The 26059-nt window shown below is 61.1% G+C and carries 26 protein-coding genes; 17 read left to right on the top strand and 9 right to left on the bottom strand.

What is annotated here, in order from left to right:
- From FB555_RS08380 to FB555_RS08370, 3 genes are all read left to right on the top strand, one after another.
- Nucleotides 1–510: DnaB-like helicase C-terminal domain-containing protein (locus tag FB555_RS08380; protein ID WP_281362578.1), on the top strand; the 510-nt coding region annotated here is incomplete at its 5' end.
- Between the two features lie 121 nt (nt 511–631).
- Nucleotides 632–1243 carry a hypothetical protein gene (locus FB555_RS08375; protein WP_182485017.1) on the top strand — a complete coding sequence of 204 codons (612 nt, stop codon included), beginning with the start codon at nt 632–634 and terminating at the stop codon, nt 1241–1243.
- Nucleotides 1240–1524: a hypothetical protein gene (locus tag FB555_RS08370; protein ID WP_182485016.1), complete on the top strand. Its 285-nt coding sequence runs from the start codon at nt 1240–1242 to the stop codon at nt 1522–1524. The genes FB555_RS08375 and FB555_RS08370 overlap by 4 nt, the downstream gene beginning before the upstream one ends.
- A 33-nt stretch (nt 1525–1557) precedes the next feature.
- Here the strand turns inward: FB555_RS08370 and purB are convergent, their stop codons facing one another.
- Entirely contained in the window at nt 1558–2937 is a 1380-nt protein-coding gene (purB, locus tag FB555_RS08365) for an adenylosuccinate lyase (protein ID WP_182485015.1), read from the bottom strand.
- 116 nt (nt 2938–3053) lie between these two features.
- Between purB and FB555_RS08360 the strand changes: the two genes are divergently transcribed.
- Together FB555_RS08360 and FB555_RS11120 are read left to right on the top strand one after the other, a co-directional pair.
- A complete protein-coding gene (locus tag FB555_RS08360) occupies nt 3054–3362 on the top strand; it encodes a hypothetical protein (protein WP_182485014.1) in 309 nt (102 codons plus the stop codon).
- Nucleotides 3359–4804: an alpha/beta hydrolase gene (locus FB555_RS11120; protein ID WP_182485013.1), complete on the top strand. Its 1446-nt coding sequence runs from the start codon at nt 3359–3361 to the stop codon at nt 4802–4804. The genes FB555_RS08360 and FB555_RS11120 overlap by 4 nt, the downstream gene beginning before the upstream one ends.
- Before the next feature lie 42 nt (nt 4805–4846).
- On the opposite strand, the gene FB555_RS08350 is transcribed toward FB555_RS11120, so the two are convergent.
- The gene (locus FB555_RS08350) at nt 4847–5242 is read right to left on the bottom strand and encodes a phage holin family protein (RefSeq protein WP_343046437.1); all 396 of its coding nucleotides are present in this window, start codon (nt 5240–5242) and stop codon (nt 4847–4849) included.
- A 121-nt stretch (nt 5243–5363) separates the two neighbouring features.
- Between FB555_RS08350 and FB555_RS08345 the strand changes: the two genes are divergently transcribed.
- Genes FB555_RS08345 through FB555_RS08335 form a run of 3 tightly spaced genes read left to right on the top strand, consistent with a single transcriptional unit; the run spans nt 5364 to nt 8946 of the window.
- On the top strand, nt 5364–6500 hold the full coding sequence (locus FB555_RS08345) for a thiamine pyrophosphate-dependent dehydrogenase E1 component subunit alpha (RefSeq protein ID WP_182485012.1): 1137 nt from the start codon (nt 5364–5366) through the stop codon (nt 6498–6500).
- A gap of 11 nt (nt 6501–6511) precedes the next feature.
- Nucleotides 6512–7477: an alpha-ketoacid dehydrogenase subunit beta gene (locus FB555_RS08340; protein ID WP_182485031.1), complete on the top strand. Its 966-nt coding sequence runs from the start codon at nt 6512–6514 to the stop codon at nt 7475–7477.
- Between the two features lie 11 nt (nt 7478–7488).
- Nucleotides 7489–8946, top strand: a complete 1458-nt coding sequence (locus FB555_RS08335; protein ID WP_182485011.1) for a dihydrolipoamide acetyltransferase family protein — start codon at nt 7489–7491, stop codon at nt 8944–8946.
- On the opposite strand, the gene FB555_RS08330 is transcribed toward FB555_RS08335, so the two are convergent.
- From FB555_RS08330 to FB555_RS08320, 3 genes are read right to left on the bottom strand one after another with little or no spacing between them, the layout of a single operon-like run.
- A complete protein-coding gene (locus FB555_RS08330; protein WP_182485010.1) occupies nt 8943–9569 on the bottom strand; it encodes a LysE family transporter in 627 nt (208 codons plus the stop codon). The two genes, FB555_RS08335 and FB555_RS08330, sit on opposite strands and share 4 nt — an antisense overlap.
- A gap of 9 nt (nt 9570–9578) precedes the next feature.
- The gene (locus FB555_RS08325; protein WP_182485009.1) at nt 9579–11171 is read right to left on the bottom strand and encodes a phytoene desaturase family protein; all 1593 of its coding nucleotides are present in this window, start codon (nt 11169–11171) and stop codon (nt 9579–9581) included.
- A gap of 9 nt (nt 11172–11180) precedes the next feature.
- Complete coding sequence (locus FB555_RS08320; RefSeq protein WP_182485008.1) at nt 11181–11612, bottom strand: Lrp/AsnC family transcriptional regulator; 432 nt, start codon at nt 11610–11612, stop codon at nt 11181–11183.
- Between the two features lie 25 nt (nt 11613–11637).
- On the opposite strand from FB555_RS08320, the gene FB555_RS08315 reads away from it, so the two are divergent.
- From FB555_RS08315 to FB555_RS08300, 4 genes are read left to right on the top strand one after another with little or no spacing between them, the layout of a single operon-like run.
- Nucleotides 11638–12903, top strand: coding sequence for a MurT ligase domain-containing protein (locus FB555_RS08315; RefSeq protein ID WP_220475912.1), 1266 nt, complete (start codon nt 11638–11640; stop codon nt 12901–12903).
- Complete coding sequence (locus FB555_RS08310) at nt 12900–13625, top strand: type 1 glutamine amidotransferase (RefSeq protein ID WP_182485006.1); 726 nt, start codon at nt 12900–12902, stop codon at nt 13623–13625. The genes FB555_RS08315 and FB555_RS08310 overlap by 4 nt, the downstream gene beginning before the upstream one ends.
- Nucleotides 13622–15100 carry a peptide MFS transporter gene (locus FB555_RS08305; RefSeq protein WP_182485005.1) on the top strand — a complete coding sequence of 493 codons (1479 nt, stop codon included), beginning with the start codon at nt 13622–13624 and terminating at the stop codon, nt 15098–15100. The genes FB555_RS08310 and FB555_RS08305 overlap by 4 nt, the downstream gene beginning before the upstream one ends.
- A 52-nt stretch (nt 15101–15152) precedes the next feature.
- Entirely contained in the window at nt 15153–15989 is an 837-nt protein-coding gene (locus tag FB555_RS08300) for an alpha/beta fold hydrolase (RefSeq protein ID WP_182485004.1), read from the top strand.
- A 9-nt stretch (nt 15990–15998) separates the two neighbouring features.
- Here FB555_RS08300 and FB555_RS08295 read toward each other — a convergent pair whose 3' ends face one another.
- Nucleotides 15999–16337, bottom strand: coding sequence for a GNAT family N-acetyltransferase (locus FB555_RS08295; RefSeq protein WP_182485003.1), 339 nt, complete (start codon nt 16335–16337; stop codon nt 15999–16001).
- A gap of 46 nt (nt 16338–16383) precedes the next feature.
- Here FB555_RS08295 and FB555_RS08290 point away from each other — a divergent pair, with 46 nt between their 5' ends.
- Nucleotides 16384–17241: a DNA-methyltransferase gene (locus FB555_RS08290; protein ID WP_343046436.1), complete on the top strand. Its 858-nt coding sequence runs from the start codon at nt 16384–16386 to the stop codon at nt 17239–17241.
- Between the two features lie 5 nt (nt 17242–17246).
- Here FB555_RS08290 and FB555_RS08285 read toward each other — a convergent pair whose 3' ends face one another.
- Together FB555_RS08285 and FB555_RS08280 are read right to left on the bottom strand one after the other, a co-directional pair.
- On the bottom strand, nt 17247–19082 hold the full coding sequence (locus FB555_RS08285) for an MDR family MFS transporter (protein WP_246323667.1): 1836 nt from the start codon (nt 19080–19082) through the stop codon (nt 17247–17249).
- A gap of 131 nt (nt 19083–19213) precedes the next feature.
- Nucleotides 19214–20458 carry a CapA family protein gene (locus FB555_RS08280; RefSeq protein ID WP_182485001.1) on the bottom strand — a complete coding sequence of 415 codons (1245 nt, stop codon included), beginning with the start codon at nt 20456–20458 and terminating at the stop codon, nt 19214–19216.
- A 59-nt stretch (nt 20459–20517) separates the two neighbouring features.
- Here FB555_RS08280 and FB555_RS08275 point away from each other — a divergent pair, with 59 nt between their 5' ends.
- Nucleotides 20518–21267, top strand: a complete 750-nt coding sequence (locus tag FB555_RS08275; RefSeq protein ID WP_246323682.1) for a M15 family metallopeptidase — start codon at nt 20518–20520, stop codon at nt 21265–21267.
- Between the two features lie 18 nt (nt 21268–21285).
- Here the strand turns inward: FB555_RS08275 and pgm are convergent, their stop codons facing one another.
- The gene (gene pgm / locus FB555_RS08270) at nt 21286–22938 is read right to left on the bottom strand and encodes a phosphoglucomutase (alpha-D-glucose-1,6-bisphosphate-dependent) (protein WP_182484999.1); all 1653 of its coding nucleotides are present in this window, start codon (nt 22936–22938) and stop codon (nt 21286–21288) included.
- 35 nt (nt 22939–22973) lie between these two features.
- On the opposite strand from pgm, the gene pheA reads away from it, so the two are divergent.
- From pheA to FB555_RS08255, 3 genes are read left to right on the top strand one after another with little or no spacing between them, the layout of a single operon-like run.
- Nucleotides 22974–23891, top strand: coding sequence for a prephenate dehydratase (gene pheA, locus FB555_RS08265; protein ID WP_182484998.1), 918 nt, complete (start codon nt 22974–22976; stop codon nt 23889–23891).
- Between the two features lie 59 nt (nt 23892–23950).
- Nucleotides 23951–25228 (top strand): serine--tRNA ligase, encoded by a 1278-nt coding sequence (serS, locus tag FB555_RS08260; protein WP_182484997.1) that lies wholly within the window; start codon nt 23951–23953, stop codon nt 25226–25228.
- Entirely contained in the window at nt 25228–26043 is an 816-nt protein-coding gene (locus FB555_RS08255) for an HAD family hydrolase (protein ID WP_182484996.1), read from the top strand. Before serS ends, FB555_RS08255 begins: the two co-directional genes overlap by 1 nt.
- Nucleotides 26044–26059: the final 16 nt, after the last annotated feature.

The following is a 26059-nucleotide window of genomic DNA, read 5'->3' as shown; positions in this document are numbered from 1 at the left end:
ACGATTGCCGCTACCCGCGGTCGCATCAATGATGCACCGCTTTACATTGATGACAGCCCTAACATGACTCTGGTGGAGATTCGCGCCAAATGTCGTCGTCTCAAGCAGCGCGTTGGCCTCAAGATGGTCGTCATTGACTACCTGCAGTTGATGACCAGCGGTAAGCGCGTCGAAAGTCGTCAGCAAGAAGTCAGTGAGTTCTCGCGCGCCCTCAAACTCATGGCCAAAGAACTGCAGGTACCGGTTATCGCGCTCTCGCAGCTCAACCGTGGACCGGAACAGCGCGCAGATAAGAAACCAGCGATCAGCGACCTCCGCGAGTCTGGCTCGCTGGAGCAAGACGCCGACATGGTCATCCTGCTTCACCGTGAGAGTGCGTACGAGAAGGACAACCCTCGAGCGGGCGAGGCGGACTTCATCGTTGCCAAGCACCGCAACGGACCCACGGCCACGATCACCGTGGGATTCCACGGTCACTTCTCTCGCTTCGCGGACATGCCTAAGATTTAGCCCAATCTTCCGGTCTTTTCCGGTCACGATTAGCCACCGCTCACTCTTTTGTAACGGGGCAACGGCGTACAATTGGAGACGTCCGTTCACACTACCGTTTGACTTCACGTGAAAGAATGCCGTGGCTCGCATTTCCACTTTTCAGTCCCGCTTGGGGACGAGCTTCTTGTGGCGCGCGGTTCCCGCACTCCTGGCGGCGGGCGTCATCACGTTCTCCCGTAATCATTCGCCCGTCATCGGGTTGAGTGTTTTCGCTGGCTACGCCATCGTTACCTCCGTTATCGCGTTCGTGACCGTGGCCCGGGTTCCCCTCACCGGCTCTCAGCGAATCTTTTTCGGTGTCCAGGCCGTCGTTACCTGGACGTCAGGAATCATCGCCCTTTTCACCCTCAGCGGGGGACTCTCCGCTCTTCTCCTGGTGTTGAGCATCTGGGCCGCCTTGACGGCAGCACTCGAGCTCTACGCCGGTTATCGCGCCAGTGATCGCGCTATCGCCCGCGAGTGGATAACCATCGGCGCGTTCACGGCAATATTGGCGATCGCCGTTTCGCTCTTTCCTGTCAATGACGTCTATGCAGTCGGCCTCTTTGGTGCCTATGGGGCCATTCTGGGTGTCTACTTGGTTATTGCGGGGCTGTCACTTCGCAGTGACGATCCGCCCTTCGCCCTGAAGAATCCCAGCGCAATCCACCGCACAACCCCGACCACGGAAGAACGAGAGACCCCGTCATGAGAACGCCAGCCCGCCGCGACCGCATGAAGCCCCTTGAGCTCGTCATCATCTCTCTCATTTTTGGTCTGTTTGGCGGCCTCATTGTTCTCATGTCTACGCGTGAACTGGTGCTTTCGGCCATCAGCTTTGGCGTCTCGTTTATCGTAAGTCTCGTTGTCATTGCCATGCTTGTTCTTGGAGCGAAGCCCAACAAGGCAGAACTGCTCGATATCGAAGAGCAGAACCAGCCCGTGCAAGACGGTGCCGTCGCCCCCGAAGAGGGCTCCAGCTCACCGCACTAAAGCTTTCCGGCGGCCTAGAGAAAGCCTGCACACTTAGTTCAGGTAGCGAACCAGCTCCGAGGCCATTCCGGCATACCCTGCGGGCGTGAGTTTGAGGAGGCGCTGCTTGGCCTCATCACCAATCTCAAGTTTCGCAACGAAGGCCACGAGGTCATCGCGGTTGATGCGCTTGCCGCGCGTGAGTTCCTTGAGCAGCGCGTAGGGGTCGCTGATGGTGGAGCGCCCCGCGCTGACCTCGGCACGGATGACGGTCTGGATGGCCTCGCCGAGAATCTCCCAGTTGGCGTCAAGGTCGGCGGCGAGGGCAAGGGAATCCAGATCAATCTCGTTCAAGCCCCGGCGAATGTTATCCAGAGCCAAGAGGGAGTGGCCAAACCCGACACCGATGTTGCGCTGCGTGGTGGAGTCGGTGAGATCGCGTTGCAGGCGGCTGGTCACCAGGGTGGCGGCGAGCGAATCGAGCACGGCGCTGGAGAGTTCGAGGTTTGCTTCGGCGTTCTCAAAGCGGATGGGGTTGATCTTGTGCGGCATCGTCGAGGAACCGGTGGCTCCGACCTGGGGAATCTGGCGGAAGTAGCCCATCGAGATGTAGGTCCAGATGTCGGTCGCGAGGTTATGCAGCACCCGGTTCGCGTGAGAGACCTTGTTGTACAGCTCGGCCTGCCAGTCATGCGATTCAATCTGAGTCGTGAGCGGGTTCCACGTGAGCCCTAGCCCGGAAACGAACTCCTCGGAGATGTTCGCCCAATCGGCAGAGGGGTCAGCGGCGAGGTGGGCCGCGAAAGTGCCGGTGGCCCCGCTGAACTTACCCAGGTACTCGTTCGCTTCAATCTGAGCAGCGATGCGCTCCAGTCGGAAGACGAAGACCGCGATTTCCTTGCCCATGGTCGTGGGGGTGGCGGGCTGGCCGTGCGTGCGGGCGAGCATGGCCTCGCCACGGTGGGTCAGGGCGAGCTCGCGCAGCTTGGCGATGACGTCGCGGTAGGCGGGCATCCACACGTTGGCAACAGCATCCCGAACGATGAGCGCGTAGGAGAGGTTATTGATGTCTTCGCTGGTGCACGCGAAGTGGGTGAGCTCCGCAATGTTATCGAGGCCCAGCTCAGTGAGCTTGTGGCGCACGAGGTATTCCACAGCCTTGACGTCGTGGCGCGTGGTGGCTTCAAGGCCAGCCAACTCATCGATTTCCGCCTGACCAAAGTTGATAACCAACGCCCGAAGGGACGCAACGTGATCTGCCGAGAGGGGGGTGGCGCCAAACATGGAGTGACCGGTGAGGTAGATCAGCCATTCGACTTCAACCTGCACACGCGCACGGTTGAGTCCAGCTTCGGAGAGGTACTCCCCGAGGTCAGAAACGGTGGCGTGATAGCGGCCATCGAGCGGACTAAGGACCTGAACCGGAAGCGTCATGTCTCTATTCTCCCAAACCTTGGCACTGCTCCTCCACACCCCCGACCGGCGAGAGTGTCGCCCACGTTTTGCCAGGCGTTGTGTTCGAGGCACGGCAATGACGACAACCTAGACGGATGCTCCCACGTGCGCTCCCCGGATCAGTCTCCCTGCCCCCAGAGGAATGGTTGATCCGGCCCCCAGAGGAATGGTTGATCCGGCGCGTGGTGAGTGAGCGGGACGAGCTCGCCCACCTTCTGTCATCGCTGAAGACCATGGAGGTCGAACCGACCTCGTGGTTTGCGCCCTCGCAAGAGGCGTACCGTCAACGACTCGGCCGCGTTGGAGAGGAGTTGAGTCGCGCTGTGGAGAAAACCGAGGCGCTAGTGTCACAGCTTGAATTCGAACAGACGCAGTGGCGCGGAGCTATCGCCGCCGGGTTGTGACGAACTCAACGGTGTCCGGCTCCTTCATCACGGCGTCAACGATTGACCTCGATGACCTGGCGACGAGAGTGCAACAGCTATCAGGACGGTGTCACGCGCGGTCCCTTTCTTTGCAGGGGGCAGCACAGTTGTTGCCCCAGGAATGGCATGCGCCTGCACACGCAATTGCGGTGCAGGTAGCTCAAATATCCCGCGACTTACAGGGCGTGGGCAACGGATTGCAGTCGACCTCCGAGGCCTACGCGTGGCGGGAGTCGTTTCTGGCAGCCGTAACGCCGGAAACGAGCTCGACTATGTTCTGGGGGTTGGGTCGACTCTTCGCCCTGATGGCACCCGCCGCCATTCCAGCTGTCATCGGCGGAGTGGCCGCGGTGATGGCCACGTGGACACTCACCGGAAAGCGGCCAGGGGAGTTGCTGTCGTCACCCGTTTTTGTGACCGGCGCAGGCTACGTCGTGTCGGGAATCGACGATTTCGGCGCGGGTATTCTGGGGATCCCGAGGCCCGTCATGGCGGCAATTGGTGAGCAGGGCCTCGGGCTATCCGGACCCTCCACCCTAGCGGCGGGCATTTTGCTGCTGGCAGGTGCCGGCTTCGGTGCGGGTGCCGCTGCCGGTAGTGACGTCGGTGCCGGGCCTTGGGTCCGAGCCGAGACGCCCGTGACCGTGTCCCGGGTGAGTACGGCAGCGGCCGAGGCCCCGCACGGGATCGAAGATCTGGTGGGCCGCATCCCCCGCGCATCCCCCGAGATGGCCCAGGTGCGGATTGAGCGGTATGACGGGGCGCCGGGCGAGAATGCGACCTTCATCGTTTACGTGGGAGGAACGATCGATACGGCGCTGAGGGCCACCGATGAGCCCTGGGACATGACGAGCAATCTCGCAGCGCTCGCCGCCCTGGATGCCGGGAGCTACCGTGCCGCAGTGCTCGCGATGCGGGAAGCGGGAATTGCCAGTGATGACCTTGTCACGTTGGTCGGCCACTCCCAAGGCGGTCTCCTCGCCGCGCGAATTGCACAGTCAGAGGAATTTCGCGTGGGTGATGTTGTGACGGTGGGGGCACCAATCCACCAGATAGAAATTCCCGCAGGCGTCACCGTGACGGCGATCGAGCACAATGAAGATCTCGTGCCCACGCTCGGCGGCCTTCCCCTCGCTGGCGGTCTTCTGGGAGGAGCGGCTCGTCTGGGGAAGGGATCCGCGATATCGGGGGCAACAGCATCCGGAACGACAATAACAGTTAGGCGGAGCGCGCTCACAGGAATGACGCCGAGTGCGAGCGACGCTCTGCCGGGGCACAACCTCTCGCGTTATGTCGAAACCGGAAGAGTTATGGATGACAGCCCAGATCCACAACTGATCTCACTGCGGGCCCGCCTCGCAGCTCACGCGCAAGGGGCGGCCGAGGTCAGCCTCTGGCGAGCGGAGCGCCAGGCGCGTTAGGGAGAGAGATCCTTGACCGGAGGTAAAGCCCCTTGGTCGGAGTTATAGTCCCCGAGCCGGACGCAGTAGCAGACCGAGCAACCAGCTCACGATGGAGAGCACGATGGCACCCCAGAACCCGGCGCCGAAGGTATCAACCTGGAGACCGTATCCGAAACCGAGAACTTGGGTCAGCCAGCCCACGAACATGAGGAGAAGCGCATTCACCACGAGAGCCATCAAGCCCAGCGTCAACACATAAATAGGGAACGCGAGAAATCGCAGAACGCGACCGATGGTGCCATTGACGAGGCCAAAAACCAGCGCGACGAACGCCAGCGTGAAAACGTAGCCCAGGCTCTGTTGGTTTGCGGGAATGATGTGCACGCCGGTGACCATGACCGTCGTGAGCCAGAGGGCAATGGCGTTAATGACCGTAGACAAAAGAAGTGATTTCACATGCCTATCTAAGCACTCGTTGTGGGGCAAAAATCACTAGTCGAGATACTCCTACGGTTTTTTCCGGAGATTGTAGAACACCTACCAGCGCCAGGGCCTCTCTACCGGATAGGTTTAGACGATGCTAGACGACACCGTAGACCCAATGGTCCAGCTGCTTGCGCCCGACGGCACCTTCGTGCCCAGCGCCGCAGCGGAAGAGTTTCTTCCTTATTTCGAGCGCCTGACCGACGCTGACTACCGCAAGTTTTACCGCGACATGTCGGTCGTGCGCCGCTTCGATACCGAGGCCACCAACCTGCAGCGTCAGGGTCAGTTGGGCCTGTGGGTTCCGAGCCACGGGCAAGAGGGTGCCCAGATTGGTTCCGCTCACGCGGCAAAACCTCAAGACCACATTTTTCCGGCGTATCGCGAGCACGCCGTGGGCATGGTGCGCGGAATCGACGTCATCAACATCATCCGGGTATTGCGCGGTCTCACGCACGGTGGCTGGAACCCTAAAGATCCCGCTTTCGGCAACTTTCATCTCTACACGCTCGTCATTGGGGCGCAGGCTTTGCATGCCACGGGCTACGCCATGGGCATCAACTTCGATGGTCTGACCGACACCGGAAACCCCGATACCGATCAGGCAGTCATGGTCTACTTTGGCGACGGCGCAACTAGCCAGGGCGACGTCAGTGAGGCACTGGTCTTCTCCGCAAGCTTTCAGACCCCACAGGTCTTCTTCGTGCAAAACAACCACTGGGCCATTTCGGTTCCCGTGAGTGTTCAGTCGCGCGTTCCGCTCTATCAGCGCGGCCTCGGCTTCGGCGTTCCCGGAGTGCAGGTCGACGGAAACGACGTTTTCGCCAGTTACGCGGTCACCGCCAAGCAGCTGGATGACGCCCGCAACGGCAAGGGCCCCAGCCTGATCGAGGCGCACACGTACCGAGTGGGGGCTCACACCTCCAGTGATGACCCCACAAAATATCGAACGGATGCCGAACTCGAGTCCTGGATTGCGCGCGACCCCATCACGCGCCTTGAGGCGTTCTTGCGGGGCAAGGGCACCGAGGAAGCGTTCTTCACGGGAGTGCATGAAGAGGCGGCCGACTTTGCCGCCGACATCCGTAAGCGCACCATCGCCCTAGAAAACCCCGAGCCCGCGTCCATGTTTGACAATGTGTATTCCGAGCCGCATCCGCTCATGAGTGAGCAGAGCGCCTGGCTCGCCAACTACGAAGCCTCGTTTGACGAGCAGGGAGGCCACGCGTGAGCATCGAAAACATGCCCCTCGGCAAGGCCCTGAACGCCGGTATGCGCCGCGCGCTCGCCGAAGACCCCAAGGTGCTTCTCATGGGAGAAGACATTGGAACCCTCGGTGGCGTCTTTCGGGTGACCGAAGGACTGCAGGCCGAGTTCGGCAAGAAGCGCGTGTTTGACACGCCGCTGGCCGAGTCGGGCATCGTGGGAACCGCCATTGGTCTGGCCATGCGCGGGTATCGCCCCGTGTGCGAGATTCAATTCAACGGATTCGTGTACCCGGCCTTCAACCAGATCACCAGCCAGCTGGCGAAACTGACGAATCGCCACGAAGGGGACATGCAGTTCCCCGTCGTTATCCGCATTCCTTACGGTGGCCACATCGGAGCCGTCGAGCACCACCAGGAGAGCAATGAGGCGTACTTCTTGCACACCGCTGGTTTGCGCGTTGTCAGCCCCAGCAATCCGCATGATGCGTACTGGATGATGCAGGAAGCGATCGCGTCGAACGACCCCGTGATCTTCTTCGAACCCATGAGCCGGTACTGGCCCAAGGGTGACGTGGACACCTCGGCCGCCAACATCCCGTTGCACGCCAGCCGCGTGGTGCGCGCCGGAACGGATGTGACCGTCATCGGTCACGGTGCCATGGTGAGCGTCTTGCTGCAGGCAGCGGATGCCGCGGCCGCCGAAGGAACGAGCCTCGAGGTCATCGACCTCCGCACGCTTTCGCCCATCGACTACGGACCGATTCTCGAGTCCGCCGCCAAGACGGGCCGCGTTGTCATTGCGCAGGAAGCTCCGGGTAACGTCAGTCTCGCCTCCGAGCTGGCTGCAACAATTACGGAGAAGATGTTCTATTCGCTTGAAGCCCCCGTGCTTCGCGTGACAGGATTTGATACACCGTTCCCCCCCGCAAAACTTGAAGCCATCTACCTGCCCGATGCCGACCGCGTTCTGGACGCCGTCGACCGCGTACTGAGTTACTAGGAGAGCCGGCCATGACGACATCGAAGTTCTATTTGCCCGATGTGGGCGAAGGCTTGACCGAGGCGGAAATCGTCGCATGGAAAGTCAAAGTCGGTGACACCGTTGAGATCAACCAGATTCTGGTCGAGATTGAGACGGCAAAGTCGCTGGTGGAACTGCCGAGCCCCTTTGCGGGTCAGGTGACCGAACTCCTCGTTGAGGAGGGTGTCACTGCTGAGGTCGGAATGCCGATCATCATTATTTCCACGGTTGGCCACGCCCAGTTGAGTTCACCCACCGCCACGATGGCGCAGGCAGCCATGGCGAACGAGGTTTATTTCACTAGTGACAGTGATGTCGATGGATCTCAGGATGCCGGTGCCGACGAGGGTTCGGGAAGTGTTCTGGTCGGTTACGGCGTCGGCGGCCATGCCCCCACGCGTCGTCGTCGGGGCGGGGCGCCTTCGGCTGCTGCTGCTCCCGCTGCCCCAACGGCCGACGAGGGTCCGAGCTTCGAGGAGTCCGAGGGGACCCACGGATCCGATGAGTCGATGGCTACGGCCGTCGCAGCCCCTGCTAGCCCAAAGGCTCAGCCGGCGAGACGCCCTCAGTCCGCCAGTGCTGTCGGCGGTCCCGTTTTTGCCAAACCTCCCATCCGCAAGCTGGCAAAGGATCTCGATGTCGACCTCAGCCAGGTTCAGGCCACGGGAGCCTCAGGCGAGGTAACCCGAGACGACGTGATTCGTCAGGCCTCACAGGCCAGCGTGTTCCGCAACATTCAGACTCCCGCTTGGTCCCAGGAGCGCGAGGAGCGCATCCCGGTCAAGGGAGTGCGTAAGGCCATTGCCAAGGCGATGGTGCACAGCGCGTTCTCGGCTCCGCATGTGAGCGTGTTTGTCGATGTGGATGCCACGCGCACGATGGAGTTCGTCAAACGCCTCAAAGCCTCCCCCGATTTCGCGGGCATCAAGGTCTCACCACTGCTGATTTTGGCCAAGGCCATCATCTGGGCGGTGCGCCGTAACCCGTCGGTCAACTCCACGTGGACCGACAAAGAGATCATCATTCACCACTACGTCAACCTCGGCGTAGCCGCGGCCACCCCGCGTGGGTTGATTGTGCCCAACGTGAAAGAATCGCAGGAGATGAGCTTGATCGAGTTGGCGCAGGCCCTCGAGCAGCTCACGCTGAATGCCCGAGACGGCAAAACATCGCAGGCCGACATGCTGAACGGCACCATCACGATTACCAACATCGGTGTCTTCGGCATGGATACCGGCACGCCCATCTTGAACCCGGGCGAGGTCGGCATTTTGGCCCTCGGTACGATCAAGCAGCGGCCGTGGGTCGTGGACGGCGAAGTTCGTGTTCGCTACGTCACGACGTTGGGCGCGAGCTTCGACCACCGGGTTGTCGACGGCGATGTGGCTAGCCGCTTCTTGGCCGATGTTGCCGCCATCGTGGAAGAGCCCGCGCTGCTGCTGGACTAGAAGATTGCGACGAAAAGACCGAGACCCACGATGAGGATTCCCCCGGTCCCACTGACGACGCCGAGGCGTCTCGGGTTGGAGGCGAACCAGTCGCGGGCGAGTCCGGCACCGATGGCGTACAAGGAGTCGCTGACGACGCCCATGACTTCGAAGATGAGCCCCAAGATCAGCAACTGGAACATGATGTTGCCAGCCGGGTAGTTGACGAAGCCAGGCAGCACCGCGACGAAGAACACCATCGTCTTGGGATTGCTGACCCCGACGAAGAAGCCTTCGCGCAGGGTGCGCCACTTGGATTGTGTCGGGGCCGCCGTGTCGAGGAACAGTTTGTGGTCGTTGCGATGACGAAAGGCTTGAATGCCGAGGTACACCAGGTAGGCGGCGCCTCCGTAGCGAATGATATTGAAGGCAATCTCCGACTGGGCGATGAGCGCGCCGAGCCCCAATACCGTGGCGATCAGCCAGACGGATGTTCCGAGACCGTTGCCCACCACCGTGATGACCCCGGCAATCTTCCCCAGGGCGAGAGAACGCCCCACAGCGAAAAGTACCGACGGACCAGGGATCAAAATGATGACGAGTGAGGCGATGGAGAACGCAATGAGGGACTGAGGGGTGGGCACGGGGGTGCTTTAGCCCTCCAGGACGGCCATGGCCGCGTTGTGGCCACCGAGGCCACTGACAGCACCGCCGCGTTGAGCCCCGGCGCCGCAGATCAGGATGCCGGGATGGGAAGTCGCCACACCCCAGCGAGCGGCAGCGGTTGACAAGTCGGCGTCATCCTCCACGAACGGCCAGGAAAGGAGGCCGTGAAAAATGTTGCCTCCGGTCATGCCGAGGGCATCCTCTAGGTCGAGGGTGGTCTTGGTCTCAATGCAGGGTTGACCGTTGGCATCCGTCATGATGATGCCCTCGATGGGTTCGGCGAGAACAGAGTTGAGGGACGCAAGGACCGCCGCCTGAAGCTGCGCGCGCATGTCGTCGTTATTCGAGCGCGTGAGGAGGTTATGCGGAACGTGCAGGCCAAATACCGTGAGGGTCTGGGCGCCGGCAGCGTGTAGCTCGGGGCTCAAAATACTGGGGTCCGAGAGGGAGTGGCAATAGATTTCGCACGGTAACGGTGACGGGATCCTGCCTGCGGCCGCCTGAAGGTAACCAGAATCGAGCTGGCTGTAGAGCTCGTTAATGTGAAAAGTTCCCCCGAAAGCCTGTTCGGCCGTGACGCTTGAATCGGCCAGTCGGGGGAGACGAGACAACAGCAAATTGACCTTCACCTGGGCTCCTTGGGGTCGAACCGCGGGCTCAGGGGTCTCACCGAGGAGTTCTGCTAGAACCCAGGGCGTCACGTTAGCCAGGACCCAGGGCGTTCGAACGACATGCTCGGTACCTTCGGAGGTATAGGTGACTTCTGAGAGGGCGGCGAGAACGGCCTCCGATTCGGGGCTGCCGGGAGTGACGTGCGTGACGCGGGCGTCCGTCAGCATTTCGGCGCCGGCGCTGCGGGCAGCATGAGCGAGTTCGCTTGTGATGGCTCCCATTCCCCCAACGGGGACATCCCAGTCGCCGGTTCCGCCGCCGATGACGTGGTACAAAAAGCACCGATTCTGGTCCAAGGACTCATCGGCGGCCCGAGAGAATGTGCCGATGAGGCCGTCCGTGAGGACAACGCCGCGGGAGATATCACCCGCAAAGTCGCGCTCGATCACTTCATCGAGGGGCCGTTCAATGAACTCGTGCCACAGTCGAAAATCGTTGACCAAAGCCTGAGCTTCGGAGCGCGTGAGGAGGGGCTCTGTGACGGTGGGCCACAACTTGGCGGCAAGGTTGGTCGTCTTGGCATAGAACGCCTCGAAAGCTGCGGCATCGGCTCCTTCGCCAACTCGGGCGAAAGAAGCAGCCGTGGCTTGCGCGTCAAGATTGTCCACGAGTAGGCCCTTCTCGGGGGCACCAGGAACGGGGGTGTACGAGGAGTAACGTCGGCGAACCAGCCGAATCGAGAGGCCAAGGTCGTCGATGATGCGCTGTGGAAGCAAACTCACGAGGTACGAGTAGCGCGAGAGTCGGGCATCCACGCCCGTGAAGGTCTCAGCAGAGACGGCAGCACCACCGAGGTGATCATTTTGCTCCAGCAGCAAAACACGGCGTCCGGACTTCGCCAAATACGCTGCTGCCGTTAGGCCGTTATGGCCACCGCCCACGATGACAACATCGTAAATATCCGTCATGATGCGAGCCTACTCGCGATAAATCAAGCGTGACATCACGATCGAGGTGCGAGTGTGATCAACGTTTGTGGCCTTGCGAATTTCCTCGAGGGAGTCCTCCAGTGCCCCGATGTTGCTGCTGCGCATATGAACCACGGCATCGGCGCTGCCCGACACGGTTCCGGCATCCACAACGTCGGCCACTGACTCCAGAAGGCGACGCAATTCTTCGGGGGCAACAGTGCCCCGACAGAAGATCTCGACATAAGCCTCGGTCAATAACCCCTCGACGGAGGGGTCGACCGTGACGGTGAAACCACGGATGACACCGGAGGCGACGAGCCGGTCAACGCGTCTCTTGACGGCGGAAGCGGAGAGTCCCACCACAGACCCAATGTCGCCGTAAGCGGCTCGAGCGTTGTGCCGCAGCTGATCGATTATGCGTCGGTCGAGGATGTCCATACCCCCAGCTTATAAAGTGGAACGCGTGAACACCTCTCTTCGCACTAAATTAGCGGTCACAGCCGGACGACTGGCGGCGGCGACTTCACGCACGTTGGGCCGCGGCGAGGGCATGGTCGTCGGTGGGAAAGTAACCCTAGGCCTGTCCCCCCACGCACTGGCCGATCTCGCGGGAGGCCGCGTAGCCGCCTTAGTTTCGGCAACGAATGGAAAGACCTCCACCACGCGACTTTTGGCAACCGCCGCATCCCAAGCCGGGCCGGTGGCGACCCAGTCCACCGGCGCCAACATGACGGAGGGCGTTCTCTGGGCCTTAGCAAACGGCCCAGCCGATGCTCCCGCAATTCTTGAGGTGGACGAGGCATATTTGCCCCGAGTTCTTGCCGCCACTCGCCCCAAAGTCGTTCTTTTGGCCAACCTCAGCCGTGACCAGCTGGATCGAATGAGCGAGGTTGCCATGTTGGCCCGAAAATGGCGCCGGATGCTGGCAGAGAACCCCGACGTGGTTGTCGTCGCCAATGCCGACGACCCCATCGTCGCGTTCGCAGCCGAAAAAGCGCAGCAGATTATCTGGGTTGCGGCTGGTCAAGAATGGACCGCCGACTCTTCGGTATGCCCCGAATGTGGAACGTTGCTGAGCCGGGATGGCACCGACTGGAGTTGCTCTGGCTGTGGGCGGGCTCGCCCGAAAACGAGTTGGCAGTTTGAGTGGGAAAAGACCGGAACGGCGGTGGGCCCCGACGGTCAACGCTACGATCTGGCATCCCTGCAACTTCCGGGCCGCTTCAACGCCTCGAACGCGACAATGGCGCTCGCCGTGTGTGCCGAGCTGGGGCTGGACCTCGCCAAAGCCGTCACCCTGATGAGTACCGTTACCTCGGTCTCGGGGAGGTTCGCCACGGTCGTTGCTGGTTCGCTGCGCATTAGATTATTACTGGCAAAAAACCCCGCCGGTTGGAGCGAGCTCCTCGACATCATGCCCCCAGCACCGACCCCCGTGATCATCATCATCAACTCCAATGACGCCGACGGACGAGACCCGTCTTGGCTGTGGGATGTGCCCTTTGAGCGGCTGAAAGGGCGCACCGTCATCGCCTCGGGTAACCGTCGTCGTGATCTTGCCGTTCGACTCTTACATGCTGGTGTCGACGCGGTCGTTATTGAGGATCCCTTTGCTGCCGACGCTGTTCTGCCAGCCGGCACCCGCGAACTGGCCGTCATCGACTGCGCCGCCACCTATACGGCCTTTCAAAAGCTGCGCGATCCGAGCAACGAGGAGCTGGCCCTATGAAAGAGCGCCCCATTCGCATTGTTTCGATTTACCCGACTTTGCTGGGGACCTACGGCGACGGTGGAAACGTTGCCGCCCTGTCACACATTGCGTCTCTGCATGGCCTGGCCGCCGATATCCTCACCATATCCCCCGGCATGGTGATTCCTGATGACGCGGATATTTATGTGATGGGCGGCGGCGAAGATACTGCTCAGGTGGCGGCCGCCAATGCTCTGCGTGCGAGCGGTGCGCTGACGCGGGCTGTTGATAAGGGGGCATCTGTGCTCGCTATTTGTGCCGGGTATCAACTGCTGGGCCATGAATTTCCGGATGCCGACGGCAACGCAGCGCCAGGCCTCGGCCTGCTGGATGTTTTCACGGACCGGCTGCCCAAACGCGCCGTCGGAGAACTCGCGGCGGAGCCGATTCGGGCAGGGCTGACGAGTGTGACCCAGATGTTGACGGGGTATGAAAACCACGGGGGTGCGACCCACTTGGGTGCGGGAGTTACCCCGCTTGCCCTGGTCACTTCCGGTGTGGGAAACGGCGACGGCACGGAGGGCGCAATTACCGGTCGGGTCATTGGAACGTACCTGCACGGACCGTGCCTGGTGCGCAATCCGTTGCTGGCAGAGACCCTGCTCGGTTGGGCTATTGGCCAGCATCTCGATCCGATTGTGGAGGACGCGGTCGAAGAACTGCGCCGGGAACGCCTCGGTTCTGCCACTATGAGCAAATGAGTACACGCACCGCCTCCCCAGCGCCGGGCCCGGGCGAGAAAACGTTCTTCGGACAACCGCGCCCTCTGGTCACCATTTTTGGTGTCGAAATGTGGGAGCGGTTCTCCTTCTACGGCATGCAGGGAATTCTGCTGCTGTACATGTTCTACCCACTGGCGAAGGGCGGCCTCGGTATCGCGCCGGCCGTCGCGGCGGGAATTGTTGGCGCCTATGGCGGCGGTGTTTACCTCGCCACGATTCTCGGTGCCTGGCTTGCGGACCGCCTTTTTGGCAGCGAACGGGTGCTGTTTTTCAGCGCCGTTTTGGTCATGTTTGGCCACCTCGCCTTGGCGATCCTGCCGGACTACATTGGGCTGACCGTTGGTCTGATCGCGATCGCGTTGGGGGCCGGCGGCGTCAAAGCTAACGCCACCAGTATCGTGGGACAGCTCTATACCCCCGAAGATATTCGCCGCGACGCGGGGTTCTCGCTCTACTACCTCGGCATTAACCTCGGCGCTTTTGTGGGCCCCTTGGCCACCGGTTTCTTGCAAACCACGCAGGGATTCCACTGGGGCTTTGGCTTGGCAGCATTCGGTATGGCGGCCGGACTGATTCAGTACTCGTTTGGGCGTAAGCGGTTGCCCGCTTCGGCAAGTCAGGTTCCGAATCCGTTGCCATCTTCCAAGCGGTGGATCGTTATTGTCATGGCGCTCGCGGGCATTGGCCTCATTGTGGCCCTCGTGGGTATCGGCCTCATCACGAGCGACAACCTCGCCCTCGTGATCATTGTGGTCGTGCTCGGAGCAGCCATCGCGTACTTCAGCACCATGATCGCCAGCAAACGCATCACGAGTGTCGAGCGTTTGCGGGTCGTCGCCTTCATTCCACTGTTCATTGCCAGTGCCGCGTTCTGGTCGTTGTACCAGCAGCAGTTCACCGTGGTCACAATCTTTGCCAGTCAACAGTTGGATCTGAATCTTTTCGGCTGGCAGATGCCCGTCTCGTGGGTGCAGTCAATTAATCCCGTTTTCATCATCGCGTTGTCGGGGGTGTTTGCTGCACTCTGGACCAAGTGGGGAACGCGTCAGCCGAGCACGCCCGTGAAGTTTTCCCTGGGGACCATCGTTGTGGGACTTGGCTTCCTGCTCTTTCTCCCGATCGCTACGGCGGCACCGCACTCGGCTCCCCTGCTGGCTTTGGTGGGAATTTTGTTCGTCTTCACCATCGCCGAACTTCTCCTGTCCCCCGTGGGGCTGTCGGTCTCCACCAAGTTGGCCCCCAAGGTCTATCGCACCCAAATGGTGGCGCTGTTGTTCTTGGCCTCCTCGCTGGGAACTGCCATGTCGGGCCAGTTGGCAACGTTCTACAGCTCCACAAATCCGGTGGAAAACATCGGTTACTTCTTTATTCTGGGAATCATTTCGATCGCTATCGGTAGTGCACTGCTACTGATCAGTCGATGGGTGCTTAAGTTGATGGGGGGCGTGCGGTAACGCGCGTCCGGGCCAGCTAGTTATTGAGCCACCGCTCGAGGGGGAACATTTCGTGCCAACATTCACTGATCCGTTCGGGGTCGTCATTACTTATGACGTCTATCCGAAAGCTGCGGCCAAGGCCATCATCCAAATTGCGCACGGCATTGGTGAGCACGCCGGCCGGTACACGGCTCTGGCCAAGGCCCTCAACACCGCGGGATTCGGCGTCTACGTTGCGGACATGCGGGGGCACGGACGCACAGGCATGCAGCAGTTTAACGACGACACGACCCAGCTGGGTCACCTCGGTGCCGGAGGGCTTCGGGCTGCAATCGGAAACATCAGCCAGCTGACCACCATCATTCGTGAGGAAAACCCTGGCGTACCAATCGTCTTGCTGGGCCACAGTATGGGCTCGCTCCTTGCCCAAAAACTCATTAACACGCACGCTAGTGACTACGCGGAAGTCATTCTGTCGGCCACCGCGTATCGCATGCCCGGCTCCATGGAATCGGGGGATCTGAACAAGAAGTTCGCTTTCGAAGGCGGCACAACCCACGAGTGGCTCAGCCGCGACCCCAAAGTTGTGGCCGCGTTCGAGGCCGACCCTCTCACGTTTGACGCCGAGGTTCTCAAATTGTTCGGCCTCCTTGACGGTTTGCGCCTATATGGCGTGCCCGCCTACGACATGGATCAGGTGCCCATCCTCATCATTTTGGGTAGCCGTGATCCCTTGGGGGGTGAGAAGAGCGCGCTGAAACTGGCCAAGGCGTATACCAAAACGGCGGCCCAGAATGACGTCACGGTAACCGTGTATCCGGATGCCCGTCACGAGCTCTTCAACGAAACCAACCGCCGGGAAGTCATCGCAGACATGGTGAAGTGGATCAAGTCGCGTTTGGCCTAACGCTTTGGCCTAACGGTCAGGGGTAACAATCCGGCAGGTATTGCCGAGCTCGGCATCGATACCGCCGGAGCGCGCTGCATCAACGTAGCCCGGGTGGGCGCCCAGCCAGGCGGTGACAAACCAGCATCCGGATGTTATGCGTTGCGTACTCGTGGCGATGATGTCATCGATGGCGCGGTGCACTAGAACGGCACCAAGCCCCTCGTTGCGGTGGTTCGGGTCGATAAACGTGTGCGTGATCATCAGTTCATCCGCGCGCATGACGTAACTCGCTTCGCCGGCCTCGGCGCCGTCAACGAGGACGACATAGCGGTGGGCGGCGGGTTCGTGAATCACCTCAATAGCCATGGCCTCAGCCTACGCCCGGCACCCGAGCACCTGCCAGACTAGGCACGTGACTATTGGCCGCATCATCCATGGAGATAACCTCGCTGTGTTGGCGACGCTTCCGGATGCCACGTTCACCCTCATCTACATTGATCCGCCGTTCAATACGGGGCGAGAACAAACGCGCACCAAGACAACGAGCGTGCTGGCCGCCGCGGATTCCACAACAGCCCTCACTGGTTTCAAGGGCAAGTCCTATGAGCGCACCCGCAGTGATCTCATGCGGTACGACGATCGTTTCGATGACTACTGGGGTTTTCTCGAACCCAGACTGCGGGAGGCCTGGCGCTTGCTGACCGACGACGGCACTCTCTATCTGCACCTGGATTATCGTGAGGCACACTACGCGAAGGTCATGTTGGATGCCCTCTTCGGCCGCGAAAGTTTTCTCAACGAGATTATTTGGGCCTATGACTATGGCGCCAAGTCAAAGAAGCGTTGGCCCGCCAAGCATGACACGATTCTGGTGTACGTCAAGAATCCTGTGACATATTTCTTTAACTCGGATGAAGTGGATCGCGAACCGTACATGGCCCCCGGCTTGGTGACGGCCGAGAAAGCCGAGCGCGGAAAGCTCCCCACCGATGTGTGGTGGCACACCATCGTCTCTCCCACTGGTCGTGAAAAAACGGGGTATCCGACGCAGAAGCCCGAGGGTATTTTGCGCCGAATCGTGCACGCTTCGTCACGTCAGGGAGACGCCGTGCTTGACTTTTTTGCCGGCAGCGGAACCACGGGAGCAGTCGCCGCCGCTCTCGGTCGCCGCTTCGTACTGGTCGATCAAAACCCCGAGGCCATTGTCGTCATGCAGAAGCGCTTTGCTGCCGTTGTTGCGACGGGCGATGTGATCTTCGAGCGCGGATAGAGCCTTTACTTCTGAGGTTTTGAGCCCTTGGCCAACTTTGCCGCAGCTTTGGCTTCCGCCTTGTCGCGGTGATCCTTACGCGCAGCTTCTCGTTCTTCTGCTTGGGCCAAGGCAATCTGACCGGTAGCTGTACCGGGCTCGATCATGGAACCCATCATCTCGGCGGCGCGCTCGGCGAGCAGAACGGCATCCTCATCAGCGGCTTCTTCCATCGCTGATTTCTGGCGCAGGGGCTGGGCTTTCAAGAAGCAGCTGAGAACGAAGGCGACAGCGAGAACGAAGAACCCGATCCAGTAAATCGACACCGTGGCTTGGGCGAAGCCGACCAAGAAAGGTTCGGCAAGGCGGGGATCCGCGTTATTCAGGAACGAGGTGTCACCGTTCAGGGCCGTTCCAATCGTGGTGGGGTCTGCGTAGAGCGCCAGAATTTGGGCGTTCTTGGGGTCGGCGGCGACCGCGGGATCTTGCATGGCGGCGGTAATTCCGCTGGTAATGGCGGGGGTTCCGAATGCTGCTGCCAACGTTTCGGGGATGCGCGCAAACAGTGCCGAGAACAGGATCGCGGTTCCGGCCGTTCCACCCATCGACCTAAAGAAGGTGGAGGAGCTTGTGGCGACCCCGATGTCACGTGGGCCCACCGAGTTCTGGCTGGCGACGGTGAGGGTTTGCATGAGCTGACCGAGGCCAAGGCCCATCAGGAACATGCCGAGCATGGCAAGCGTGATGTCACTTTTGGAAGTGAGGAAGGTGAGAACGTAAAACCCCAAGACCATGAACGCCGTTCCCACGCGCGGGAACCATTTGTAGCTTCCGGTGCGGGCCATGAGCTGACCGCTGGCAATGGAGGCAATCATGAGCCCCAGAATCATCGGGAGCATTTGGAAACCGCTCTCGGTGGGGGTGGATCCCTTGACGAGTTGGAGGTACAGGGGAATTGTCATCATTGCCCCGAACATGCCAAAACCGACGAAGACACCCAGGATGGTGGACACGGAGAAGGTTTGCGATTTGAACATCTTCAACGGGATCAGGGCGTCGTCACCCATGGCACGTTGAATCAGGATGAAGGCAACAGTACTCAAAATCCCCAGGCCGTAGCAGAAGAAGGCTGCGGGAGAATCCCAGCCCCACTCGCGACCCTGTTCGGCAACGATCAAGAGGGGAACGGTTGCCGTGATAACGGTGGTCGCGCCCCACCAGTCGATGCGCACTCGACGGTGCGTGGAGGGAAGGTGCAGGAAGCGCAACACGATGGCGAGGGCGATGAGACCGATCGGCAGGTTAATGAGGAATACCCAGCGCCAACCGGAGAGAAACAAAATCTCGTGGGTGCCCGAAAGGACGCCGCCAATCAGGGGGCCAATGACGCTCGAGACACCGAAGACGGCCAGGAAGAAACCCTGATATTTGGCACGCTCCCGGGGAGCAAGCATGTCCCCCATGATGGCGAGCGGCAGGGCCATCAGACCACCTGCACCGAGGCCTTGAATGGCGCGGAACGACGCGAGCTCGTACATGTTGCCGGCGGTCCCGGCGAGCAGCGAGCCGAGCAAGAAGATCGAGATGGCAATGATGAACAGAATGCGGCGGCCAAAGATATCGCTGAGCTTGCCGTAGAGCGGAGTCGAAATGGTCGACATGATCAGGTACGCGGTGGTGACCCAGGCCTGCAGGGACATTCCGTGCAGGTCGTCGGAAATGGTGCGCATCGACGTAGAGACCACGGTCTGATCGAGAGCAGAGAGGAACATGCCCGCCATGAGGCCGATCATGACCAGCAGAATTTGACGCTTGCTCATGATGGGCGAGGTGGCGGCGGGAGCTTTATTCGTGGTTGACATGCGTCTTCTTGTCTGTTTCGAAGCGAGAGAGCAAAGGAAAAATCACGGGAACTCAGGAGGGTAAAGACCCTAAACCGAGGAGGAGGCAGAGTTCACGATATACGAGACTTGGGAGTCTAGCAAGTTGAGTTTTACTTGATGGTGACGAGGGGTCCGAGAACGCCTGCGACGTACGCCTGCTGGTCGGCGACCGTGGTGTTAAACAGAGAGCGGGAAAGGGCATCCGCAGCATTCGCCAACGGATACACGTGCAGGTTATGCCGCGCGAGCAAGTCACCGGCAGCGGCCTGTTCGGCGGTCCACTCATAGCTCATGAAGGTGGGAATGAAGGAGGGCGCCTGAATCGAGATGACTCCCGCGGGCGTCTTGACGACGTCGAACTGGGCGATGCCGCCGATGAGCTGCGCAATCTCGAGTTGTGTGGAAAGCAGGTTGCCGATTGAGAACCAGACCAGCACCTGCTTGCCGTCGGGGCCGGGGATCCACTCCACGGGCTCGAGCACGTGCGGGCCCGTGCCGATGATGACGTCGGCGCCGAGCTCGACCATGCGGGCCGCCTCGGTGCGCTGGGCGTCGTTGACCCCGTTGGAATATTCGGTTCCCCAGTGCAGGGAGACCAGCACGACATCCGCGTTGGCACGGGCCGTGGCCATCACCGAGGTGAGGGCGGCATCGTTACCAAAGACATTGAGACCGTAATCCGTGGCGGGAACGTTGCTGTATTCGGCAAACGAGACAAGGGCAAACTTGATGCCCTGCACCGTGGTGACCGTCACGGTCTGCTGCTCCTCGGGGGAGCGGTTGGCACCGCTAATCAGGAGGGGATTCAGGGCATCCCACACGGCGCGCGTGGCATTGATGGAGTCCTGGCCCTTGTCGGCCATGTGGTTATTCGCAATGTTGATCGCGTTACAGCCAGCCCCGCTGGCGATGTCGGCCGAGAACTTCTCCGGGGCGTTGAAGACCGGATACCCACTGATGCCAAAGGCTGCCCCCGAAGAGGAGACCTCCTGGTTGCAGAACACGATACCCGAACTGGCGGTGAGCGGTTTCACGTCGGTGAGAAACTGCGCGTAGTCATAGGTGCCGTCGGGCTGAAGTGCCGCCGCGTTGACCGTGTCGTGCGGAAGCATGTCGCCCATGGCCGACACCGTCACTCGTGTGTCTGTTGGGGTTGGAGTCGGGGTTGCCGAGGGGGTGGTGATAACAGGCGTTCCGGATGCCGAACTCGGCGAATTCGGACCGCCGCTGGCTTCTTGCACGGCAAACAACAACACGCCCCAGCCACCGAATGCCATGACGCACACAGCCACAATGGCGATCACGATGCGACGCTTTCGTGCTGCCGAAAAACTGCGCCATCCACCCTGAGCCATGTGCCCATGCTAGCCGCGCTACCCTGAATGCCGTGGACACATGTGGGACAACACGGATGATGGCGATCGTGGGGACCATCCTTTTTTCCCTTGCGGGGTGCGCGACTCCGACGACTCCCGCTTCGACCTCGAGCGTCGCTGAGAGTGCTTCTCCGAGCGCCACCGCTCCGGTATCTGCGCCGGTGACCCCAACCACTCCCACTTTTGATCGCACACTCCTGTCGTTGGATGATCCCAACTCCCTCTGGGTTATCAGCAACAAGCGCCGGCCCCTGAACCCCGTGGACTTCGCTCCGAGTGACCTGTCCATTCCCGTTGGTGTTCCCAACGAGTTCACGCAGCCGCTGCGCGAGGCCGCCGCCCGCGCTGTCGAGGCGATGTACACGGATGCCGTTGCCCAAGGTGTGAACTTTGGCATCATCAGCGCCTACCGCGACTATGGCACTCAAGTATCGCTTTACAACCGGTACGTGGCGCGCGATGGCCAAGAGGCCGCCGACACGTATTCGGCCCGCCCCGGCCACTCCGAACACCAGACCGGTTTGGCTGTGGACTTTGATGATGGTGGCGCCTGCTACTTGAATGCCTGCTTCGAGTCCACGGTGGCGGGCCAGTGGTTGGCGGCGAATGCCGCGAATTACGGTTTCGTGCTGCGCTATCCCAATGGCCAAGACACCATCACGGGATTCACCTACGAGCCGTGGCACTTTCGCTACGTCGGCGTCGGGGCCGCCCAGGCCATGCGCGACGCAGGCACCCTCACCCTCGAGCAGTTCTTCGGTCTCCATCCGGCCCCCGGGTATCTTTAGGCGCTTGCCGCGAACGTCCTAGCTCGCGAGAGCGCGATCCACGATGGCACGAGCCTCGGCCTGCACAAGCGCGAGGTGCTCGGGCCCCTTGAAGGACTCGGCGTAGATCTTGTAGACGTCTTCGGTGCCAGAGGGTCGGGCGGCGAACCACGCGAACTCCGTGACGACCTTCACGCCGCCGATGGCAGCGCCATTGCCGGGCGCATGCGAGAGCTTGGCGATGATTGGGTCACCGGCGAGTTCGGTGGCCGCGATGTCGGCACCGCTGAGTTTGCCCAGGCGCGCCTTTTGCTCGCGGTTGGCCGGAGCATCCACTCGCTCGTAGACCGGGTCGCCAAAACGCTCGGTCAACTCGCGATACAAAACCGACGGCGTCTTGCCCGTGACCGCAATAATCTCCGCGGCCAACAGGGCCAAGATGATGCCATCTTTGTCGGTGGTCCAGACGGTGCCGTCAAGGCGTAAGAAGGAGGCGCCGGCGCTTTCTTCGCCGCCGAAACCCACTGAGCCATCGACGAGTCCCGGCACGAACCACTTGAAGCCCACGGGAACTTCCCACAGCTCGCGGTGATGAGAATCGGCGACGAAGTCGATGATGGAGGAGGAGACGAGGGTCTTGCCGATGCGGGCATCCGGGCGCCATCCGGAGCGATGGGCGAACAGGTAGTCAATAGCAACGGCCAAGAAGTGGTTCGGATTCATCAGCCCCGCGTCGGGCGTGACGATGCCGTGGCGGTCGGCATCCGCATCATTCCCGGTCAGCACATCGAACTCGTTGCGCCGCGTAATGAGGGAAGCCATGGCGTTGGGGCTCGAGGGATCCATGCGAATTTTCTCGTCCCAGTCCAGCGTCATGAACGCCCACGAGGGGTCAATTTCGGGGTTCACGACCGTGAGGTTCAGGCCGTAGCGCTCGCTGATTTCGGCCCAATAGGCAACGGATGCCCCACCCAGGGGGTCGGCACCGATTCGCACACCGGATTCCGCAATGGCATCCATGTTCAGGATGTTGCCCAAGTCGGCAACGTAATGCTCCAAGAAGTCGTAGGTTTCGACGAGCCCCTCGGGGTCGGTGCGCTGCACGTCAACCAGGCCGGCGGCGATGATCTCGTTGGCGCGAGCAGCGATCCAGTTCGTGGCGTCGCTGTCGGCGGGGCCACCGTGCGGCGGGTTGTACTTGAAGCCGCCATCGCCGGGCGGGTTGTGGCTCGGGGTGACGACGATGCCGTCTGCCAGATCAGGGTTTCCGCCGAGAGCGTGCCCATCAGCATCATGCCCGACCCGGTTGTACGCCAGAATCGCGTGCGAAAGAGAAGGCGTGGGAGTGAAGCCGCCACGGCTATCCATCATCACCCGCACGCCATTGGCAACGAGAACCTCAAGGGCCGTGGTCTGCGCGGGGCGACTGAGGGCATGCGTGTCCATGCCAATAAACAGCGGCCCGGTGATGCCCTGCAGCGCACGGTATTCCACGATGGCCTGCGTGGTGGCCAGAATGTGGTGCTCGTTGAACGCGGTGTTCAGCGAGGAGCCGCGGTGACCGGAGGTGCCGAAGACGACGCGTTGTTCGGGAATGCTGACATCCGGAACAAGGGCGTAATAGGCGTGAATCAGCGCCTTCACATCGATCAGGTCGGATGGGAGGGCTTTGGTGCCGGCGCGAGTGTTCACGGTCATAGTCTGGCACTGCCGGTAACATCGGTGGAATGGAAACGTACAGCTATTTGGGCCCCGCCGGCACCTTCACTGAGGCTGCCCTCAAGCAGGTTCCTGAGGCTGAGGGCGCCGTGTGGCGTTCGGTCAATAACGTGGGCGAAGCCTTCGCGGATGTGGTTTCCGGCCGCAGCGTTGCCGCCATGATTGCGATCGAGAACTCTATCGAGGGTGGCGTGACGGCCACTCAGGATGCCCTGGCCAACATCCCGAACCTTCGCATTATCGGCGAATATCTCGTGCCCGTGCGCTTCGACCTCGTGGCCACGCCGGGAACGAAGTTGGAAGATGTGACGATTGTCAACGCGCACCCGGTGGCCTACGGCCAGTGCCACAGCTGGCTTGATACGAACCTGCCGCACCACGGCCACATCCCTTCCTCCTCCAATGTCGCGGCCGCCGCAAGCCTGCTGGAATCGTCAACGGCCGATGCCGCCATTGCCCCGGCCGGCATCGAAACGCACTACGCCGTGGAGGTCTTGGCCTCGAACATCGGCGACAACCCCAATGCCGTTACCCGCTTCGTGCTGGTGAGCCGCACCACCGCGTTGCCTGAATCCACCGGGTACGACAAAACCAGCCTCATCATCGAGTTGCCCGAGGATCGCGCGGGAACCCTGCTGGAAATGCTGGAACAGTTTGCCACGCGCGGTGTGAACCTCAGCCTGATTCAGTCGCGCCCCATCGGCGACAGCATGGGCCGATACCGCTTCGTGATCGATGCCGACGGTCACATTAGAGATGAACGCATGGCGGATGCCCTCCTCGGGCTGCGCCGCTTCAGCCCCGGCTTAATCTTCTTGGGGTCCTACCCTCGGGCCGATCGTGCGCTGATTGCGCATCCTTCTCGATATGCCGACGAGGTTTTCACCGATGCACGCGCGTGGCTAGATAACCTGCTCGGCCAATAACGCGAGCTCCGTGTTCCGCCTGACCCAACCCACCGAGTGAGGGCCGTAAACTTGAGATCGTGATTGATCCCGTTGTTTTACGCGAAAATCCTGATGTTCTTCGACGTTCGCAGGAGTCCCGTGGTGCTGCCGTCTCCTTGGTAGATGACGCCATCGACGCCGACCTTGCACGCCGCGCTGCCCTCGCCACGTTCGAGGAGCTCCGCGCCGAACAGAACGTGTTTAGCAAGAGGGTTGGCCAGGCCGTCGGCGATGAGAAGAAGGCTTTGTTGGCCGAGGTGCAGCAGCTCTCGGCCCGCGTGAAAGAGGCCAGCGCCGCGGTCGTCGAGGTCGAAGCCGCGTACGACACCGCCATCCGCAAGATTGCCAACCCCATTCTCGACGGCGTTCCCGCCGGTGGCGAAGAGAAGTTTGTCACGCTGCGCGAGGTCGGAACCATCCCCACGTTCGACTTCGAACCCCGCGATCACCTCGAGCTGGGCGAAATGCTCGGCGCCATCGACATCGCGCGCGGCACCAAGGTGTCGGGTGCACGATTCTACTTCTTGCGGGGAATTGGCGCGCGCCTCGAACTGGCCTTGATGAACATGGCCCTCGACCGCGCTCTCGAAGTCGGATTCATTCCCCTTATTACGCCCACCCTCGTGCGCCCCGAAATCATGGAGGGCACGGGCTTCTTGGGGGAGCACGCCGACGAGATCTACTACCTGCCCGCCGACGACCTGTACCTCACGGGTACGAGTGAGGTCGCGCTCGCCGGGTATCACTCCGACGAGATTCTCGACATGAGCCAGGGCCCCCTGCGGTACGCCGGCTGGTCGACCTGCTACCGTCGCGAGGCTGGCTCGGGGGGCAAGGACACCCGAGGCATCATCCGGGTTCATCAATTTAACAAGCTCGAAATGTTTGTGTACACGACACCGGAGGAGGCCGAGGCCGAACACGATCGCCTCGTCGCCTGGCAGGAGGGCATGCTGCAGAGCTTGGGACTCTCGTACCGCGTTATTGACGTAGCCGCCGGCGATCTGGGCTCCAGTGCCGCGCGCAAGTTTGACATTGAGGCGTGGGTTCCCACGCAGGATGCCTTCCGCGAGCTGACCAGCACCTCCAACTGCACCACGTATCAGGCTCGTCGTCTCGACACCCGCTATCGCGGCGAGAACGGCAAGACCACGCCGGTCGCGACCCTCAACGGAACGCTGGCCACTACGCGCTGGCTCGTCGCCATCCTGGAAACACACCAGCAGGCCGACGGTTCGGTCATCGTGCCAGAAGCTTTGCGCCCCTACCTCGGTGGCCTCGACGTCATGACGCCGACCACCCCGGTGACCGCCTAATGCGCATCGCCGAGGACGAGCGTCTTCTCATTGCTCTCGATATTGACGGCACGCTGCTCACCGAGCGGGGCGATATCTCTGACGAGGTGCGCTTTCAGGTGACGCGCGTTGCCAATCTTGGCCACGAGGTCATGCTGGCCACTGGGCGTTCCTCGCGCGATACTTTGCCGGTTCTCAACCAGCTCGGCCTCACTCCCGAGTGGGTTGTGTGCTCCAATGGCGCGGTCACGTTGCGCAAAGATGCGATGGCCTCTCGCGGCTACCGCGTTGAGTATGTGGAGACGTTCAACCCCGAGAACGTTCTGCGCACCATCCAGCCCCATCTGCCCGATGGCCGTTACGCCGTTGAAGATGACAAGGGTGACTATTACTACACGGAACCTTTTCCGGGTGTCGATATGACGGATGCGACCCACAAGGTCGCCTTCGAAGAACTGCTGCACCGCAATGCCACCAGGGTCGTCGTGGTTTCGCCCGATCACGAGACCGAAGACTTTCTCGCGGTCGTCGAGCGCATGGGTCTCCAACGCGTGAGCTATTCCATCGGCTGGACAGCGTGGTTGGATATTTCGCCCGATGGCGTGAACAAGGCAACGGCCTTGGAGCGCGTTCGTGAGCACCTCAATATTTCGCGAGCACGCATCGTCGCGGCGGGCGACGGCCGCAATGACATTGAAATGCTGGAGTGGGCGGCCAGCTTAGGGCGTGCGATTGCCATGGGAGAGGCTCCCGAAGAGGTCGTTGCTGTCTCAACGGAAACCTGTGGATCCGTGCTTGAAGATGGTCTCGCGCACGCCCTAGCCCTCATCTCTTAGGGCCTTTCAGGTTTCA

This window comes from Alpinimonas psychrophila (assembly GCF_014137865.1).
Classification (GTDB): domain Bacteria; phylum Actinomycetota; class Actinomycetes; order Actinomycetales; family Microbacteriaceae; genus Alpinimonas; species Alpinimonas psychrophila.
This window is presented reverse-complemented; position numbering and strand designations above follow the sequence as displayed.

Bases quoted from the DNA above. Each gene is read 5' to 3' on its own strand.
- FB555_RS08275 (WP_246323682.1), top strand. From the start codon at position 20,518: ATGGCGATCGTGGGGACCATCCTTTTTTCCCTTGCGGGGTGCGCGACT.
- FB555_RS08345 (WP_182485012.1), top strand. From the start codon at position 5,364: ATGCTAGACGACACCGTAGACCCAATGGTCCAGCTGCTTGCGCCCGAC.
- FB555_RS08320 (WP_182485008.1), bottom strand. From the start codon at position 11,612: ATGGACATCCTCGACCGACGCATAATCGATCAGCTGCGGCACAACGCT.
- FB555_RS08280 (WP_182485001.1), bottom strand. From the start codon at position 20,458: ATGGCTCAGGGTGGATGGCGCAGTTTTTCGGCAGCACGAAAGCGTCGC.
- FB555_RS08255 (WP_182484996.1), top strand. From the start codon at position 25,228: ATGCGCATCGCCGAGGACGAGCGTCTTCTCATTGCTCTCGATATTGAC.
- pheA (WP_182484998.1), top strand. From the start codon at position 22,974: ATGGAAACGTACAGCTATTTGGGCCCCGCCGGCACCTTCACTGAGGCT.
- FB555_RS08285 (WP_246323667.1), bottom strand. From the start codon at position 19,082: ATGTCAACCACGAATAAAGCTCCCGCCGCCACCTCGCCCATCATGAGC.
- FB555_RS08305 (WP_182485005.1), top strand. From the start codon at position 13,622: ATGAGTACACGCACCGCCTCCCCAGCGCCGGGCCCGGGCGAGAAAACG.
- FB555_RS08310 (WP_182485006.1), top strand. From the start codon at position 12,900: ATGAAAGAGCGCCCCATTCGCATTGTTTCGATTTACCCGACTTTGCTG.
- FB555_RS08335 (WP_182485011.1), top strand. From the start codon at position 7,489: ATGACGACATCGAAGTTCTATTTGCCCGATGTGGGCGAAGGCTTGACC.
- FB555_RS08325 (WP_182485009.1), bottom strand. From the start codon at position 11,171: ATGACGGATATTTACGATGTTGTCATCGTGGGCGGTGGCCATAACGGC.
- FB555_RS08360 (WP_182485014.1), top strand. From the start codon at position 3,054: ATGCTCCCACGTGCGCTCCCCGGATCAGTCTCCCTGCCCCCAGAGGAA.
- FB555_RS08295 (WP_182485003.1), bottom strand. From the start codon at position 16,337: ATGGCTATTGAGGTGATTCACGAACCCGCCGCCCACCGCTATGTCGTC.
- purB (WP_182485015.1), bottom strand. From the start codon at position 2,937: ATGACGCTTCCGGTTCAGGTCCTTAGTCCGCTCGATGGCCGCTATCAC.
- FB555_RS08340 (WP_182485031.1), top strand. From the start codon at position 6,512: ATGCCCCTCGGCAAGGCCCTGAACGCCGGTATGCGCCGCGCGCTCGCC.
- FB555_RS08370 (WP_182485016.1), top strand. From the start codon at position 1,240: ATGAGAACGCCAGCCCGCCGCGACCGCATGAAGCCCCTTGAGCTCGTC.